The following is a 4,447-nucleotide window of genomic DNA, read 5'->3' as shown; positions in this document are numbered from 1 at the left end:
CAAAAAATAAAAAAAGAAAAATTAAATTATTTCTAAAGAACAATCGGCGGAATACTTGTTAATTAAAACAGCACATTTGTCAATTGTTTCAGAATCTAATTTAATTGTACTGGTTCGGATTTTATTCAATAATTCCTCAATAAATAAGTCTTCATCAGTTAAAGGCATATTTATTACAACAACTTCATTGTTTATAAATCCGACCAACGGTTCAACAAAACAGTTTTTGATGTTGTTGTCATTAAGGAAATTAATTAAATCCTCACCTAAGCTTAATGCTTTTTGTTTAACTTTATTGTCTTGTGAGAATTTTGCCTGTTTAGTTGTGTATCTGAATTTTCGGGTATTGTTTGAAAGTGAAACTTCCTCAATTTTATTCTCTTCCAATTCGCTGGAACCAATCAAATTCAGATTTTCATTTTCAGCTTCTAATCTAAGTTTTGGATTGTATTTCTGTGAAAGAAGTGCATAAATTCCAGTCGGACCAACAACCAAATGGTTGATGCTATCCGGAGAGGTTGGAGTTTTCACATTGTAAAAGACATAATATTCATCAGAAAGAGTTAATAAATGTTCTCTAATAATTCTTGTTCTTTCTTCATGTTCTTTTACATCTCGAGTTTTATAATATCCATAACATAAGATAATTATACCTATAAATAAAGCAACGATACCAATACCACTGTTGATAAAGAATATTTCAATTATACTTAAGACTAATATAACGATTCCAACAGTAAGCAATGTTGTATTGGAATCCATATTTTTAATATTGAAATTAAAATCGCTTTCAGCAATTTCTTTTTCTCCAGAATTGCCCATTGTTGGTTCTTTCAAACTAATTCTATCAAGGAAACTTCCATTTGAAGCTTTTGTAGTAGCCATCGGATAATATTCGCGCATTCCTTTCATGAATTCATCTTTTAAGAAATTTTTCAAGATGGTATAATCATTGGTTTTAGGAAGAGCAAATTCTTTACCAAATTTAGATTGAACAGCATCTGGAATGGTTGTTCTTGCAGTTTTAACATTGAGTTCTTCTTCTAATTCTTGTTCGTTTTTCTCATCATCAGCAATTTCCAGCATGCGTTCTTCAGAGAAAAAGTTTTCAAGCCTGTTAGTAAGTGACTTTAAGGATATATTATCTTCTGCTTTAGGTTCTTCAGGTGTCGGTTCACTAGATTGTGTTTGGGCTCTAAATTTTTCAGCTTCTGCTTTCCTTTCCTTGAGATAGTTATCAAGTTCCTTGTTCATTTCTTCATCAAGATATCTTAAAGATCCTCCACAACTATCGCACTCATAATCAAGTATGCTATCACTACTTTTGATTTTATATTTCAGTCCACAGTCTTCACATTGGACGATATAGGAATTGTCATACTTGAATGAATCCATGAAAGAAGAACGAGATTTAGTTTCACCATCAGAATATTCTTCTAAATATTCTAACTCTCCTGCACATGAAGAACACTCGAATGTAGTTATGTCATCATCATCATCGAGTTGGTACTTTGCACCACAGTTCTTACAGCATACAACTTTCATATTATCCTCTTTAAATGCATTTTATATTATTACTTTTTTATTTTTTTTATTATATATCTTTCTAATAATCACTAAATATAAATCTGATAAATGTTAAAAATTCGCTTTTCAATTTTATTAAAGTGGTGTCTATTGTCAGTTAGATTTCTAATTATTTTTCTAAATGTAAAACATGAATTTTTGGCAATGTTAGACATTCTTTTCATATAAATATAACTTGCCAATGTTCTTTATCTCTTTAAAATTGTTTAAATCATTTATTTTCACATTTGAAATATAATAACTGATATTTCCCGTATCGATTTTTGTTATTTCAGAATTTGGGATTCCGATTATATTTTCGCCCAAATACCAGCGATATGGTCTGATATTGTAAACACCAATATTGATGTTTTCATAATCTGGAATTTCATGGATTATATATTCACTCATTTCTTGCGGAGCTGTAAAGTCATTTGTCGGTTCAAATGCAAGAGTGAATGCAAATCCCTGTATGGCAAATAGTAAAATCAAAGCTAGGGGGATTATATTCCTGTTAAATGTGATTTTCTCATTAATCAGTTCAATACTTGTCAAAATTAGGTATATTAATGGTGGAATTGCCGGAATTATATATCTGTTGACCTTAAGGTTATAATAACTATAGAAAATTAGATTAACCAAAATCCAACTTAACATCATAAGTCCCATATGATTCTTGCTTTTTCGTCCAATCAACAGCAATCCCAGAAGAGTAATTGAAATTGTTATTACTGAACTGGTTTTTTTAAATGTTAAAATGGCTATTAAAAATAATGCAATTGGGATCAATTTGCTCTTGTCCAGTTCATAATCTTTCTTTAAAATAAATAGCAGGCTTCCGATTGCCAATATCCCTATAATCAGGAAGGATAATATTGTTGGATTTTCTAAAACGGGGGTGCTATGTTCATAGGTAACCTTTGAGGAAGATATGAAATTCAAGAAATTTGTTAAATAATATCCCGCATCTGTACTGTATGCCTGGTCATAAGTACGGCCTTGGCTTCCAGAAAATCCTCCTAAAATTTGGGAAACAGGTTCAAAGTTTCCATTGCCCATTATGATGACTGGTATTAAGATAAGAATTCCAAGTATTGCAGCTACTAAAAAACCCTTTTTAATATGTTTCCAGTCCTGTTTTTTAATTTTAAATCCATTTCTGTACAAATAATATAAAATTAAAACGGGCATTATGAATATTATCTGGTATCTTGTAAAGAATGCAATAATGAATACAATAAATAGATGAGGGTAATATTTCGGATTTTTATCAATCGCAAGAATTGTAAAGGCAACTGTCCAAATAGTCATGCTCACGCCGGGAATGTCAATGCTGCCATTAGCCAGCCAAGTCAGGTTGAGTGCAAATGTTGCATATAATATGGCTCCGGTTAAACTTAACAAGCTGTCAAATTTCATTCTTAAAAGAAAATAAAACCCTACATTTCCAATCACTGCAAATAATCCGGTTATGATGCAAATTGAAATTGAATCTTTAATCCCAATGTCCATAAGTATCGATGTTAAAAAACAGATTACGGGGGATAAATAAATCGTTAGAGTGGAATGAATGTTATGTCCGGTAAAATAAACGGCATTTAAAAGATAAACATAGACATCACTGCAGTAAATCCCTAGATTTTGATTAAAGCTAATGTAATAGGCGGCCAATACCAAACTGAATAGGGTTATGAATATTAGAGCATATTTGTCTTTTTTATCAATTGAAAATTCTTCCAAAAACATAGTCAATCATTGCTTTATTTTTTATAATTAATAATCCTTTTTTCAAAACTTTATAATGTTTATCGGTTATTCACTAAAAATTAAAAAGATCCAAATATGAATGCAACGAATGCTATGAGCATTCCTATTTTCAAATATTTGGATGCTTTGTGTGCAGTTTCTCTATCTTGTGATTTTAAAATTAAAATAGCAGAATATAAGAATAATATGACTGCAATGGCTATCACCGCCAAATAATAAACCCCAAAAATATGATAGAAGTAAAGAAGAGGACATAATGCACTGTCAATCACGATTAAAAATATTGCAAGTATTGCAGGGATTTTTGTGCCGATTAAAATAGGAAGTGTTTTCGCCCCTTCTGCTTTATCTCCTTCAATATCCTCAATGTCTTTAATTATTTCACGTGCGGTTGTCATTACAAATGCAAAAAATCCTAAAAATATTGAAATTGAAATGATTTCCGGAGTATTGATTGTAAAACCCCCGAATACAAATCCGAAACCGGTCATAAAACCAACAGCCAAATTTCCAATAAGTGGTGTTGATTTTAATTTATATGCATACAAATAAAGAATCACATCTGAAATTAATACAATAACAAAAGGAATCCAGTTATTGGTCAGATAGCTAATTAAAAACCCACATACTGTTCCAAGTAAAAATTGCAAGTAGCCATAATTTCTTCCAGATTTAAGGGATATTCTTCCAGATGGAAGGGGTCTTTCGGGTTTGTTGATTAGGTCAATGTTGTAATCAAAGTAATCATTAATCACATTTCCCGCGGCGGTTTCAAAAAATACGGCAAGCATCGCAAGGATTATAGGGATACTGATTGTTTTATCAATTATTGCAATTAGAATAATTGCTATTGCGCCCATTACAGCATTTCCGGGCCTTAATATTTCTATATAGGGATTCATTGCAATTCCTCAAGTAATTTTGAAAAGTTCTTTGCAGTGTTCTTATCTGCAAATTCATTCAAGATATATTTTAATTTGTTATTAATATATTTTAAATAATAGTCATAAATAGTATTTTTACTTTATTCAAGTGAAGATGTGGAGCAATTTCATTTAAGGAAATGAATATAATTTGCCTATTTTTCTTCTATGAAACAATAATTTTATAAAGT

3 protein-coding genes are annotated in these 4,447 nt (G+C 30.6%); all 3 read right to left on the bottom strand.

Features of this window, described 5'->3' with window-relative positions; all coding sequences use genetic code 11:
- Positions 1–21 precede the first annotated feature (21 nt).
- The gene (locus ACJMLZ_RS07625; protein WP_405305027.1) at positions 22–1,545 is read right to left on the bottom strand and encodes an NERD domain-containing protein; all 1,524 of its coding nucleotides are present in this window, start codon (positions 1,543–1,545) and stop codon (positions 22–24) included.
- Between the two features lie 189 nt (positions 1,546–1,734).
- A complete protein-coding gene (locus ACJMLZ_RS07620) occupies positions 1,735–3,312 on the bottom strand; it encodes a glycosyltransferase family 39 protein (RefSeq protein WP_405305026.1) in 1,578 nt (525 codons plus the stop codon).
- 80 nt (positions 3,313–3,392) lie between these two features.
- A complete protein-coding gene (locus ACJMLZ_RS07615; RefSeq protein WP_405305025.1) occupies positions 3,393–4,235 on the bottom strand; it encodes a UbiA family prenyltransferase in 843 nt (280 codons plus the stop codon).
- Positions 4,236–4,447 lie beyond the last annotated feature (212 nt).

The organism is Methanobrevibacter sp. (assembly GCF_045126245.1).
Taxonomy (GTDB): Archaea; Methanobacteriota; Methanobacteria; order Methanobacteriales; family Methanobacteriaceae; genus Methanocatella.
The sequence above is the reverse complement of the archived record's forward strand: the minus strand, read 5'-3'. Positions and strand labels throughout refer to the sequence as shown.

Excerpts from the sequence above, each read along its gene's own strand:
- ACJMLZ_RS07625 (WP_405305027.1), bottom strand. The coding sequence starts at position 1,545 with ATGAAAGTTGTATGCTGTAAGAACTGTGGTGCAAAGTACCAACTCGAT.
- ACJMLZ_RS07620 (WP_405305026.1), bottom strand. The coding sequence starts at position 3,312 with ATGTTTTTGGAAGAATTTTCAATTGATAAAAAAGACAAATATGCTCTA.
- ACJMLZ_RS07615 (WP_405305025.1), bottom strand. The coding sequence starts at position 4,235 with ATGAATCCCTATATAGAAATATTAAGGCCCGGAAATGCTGTAATGGGC.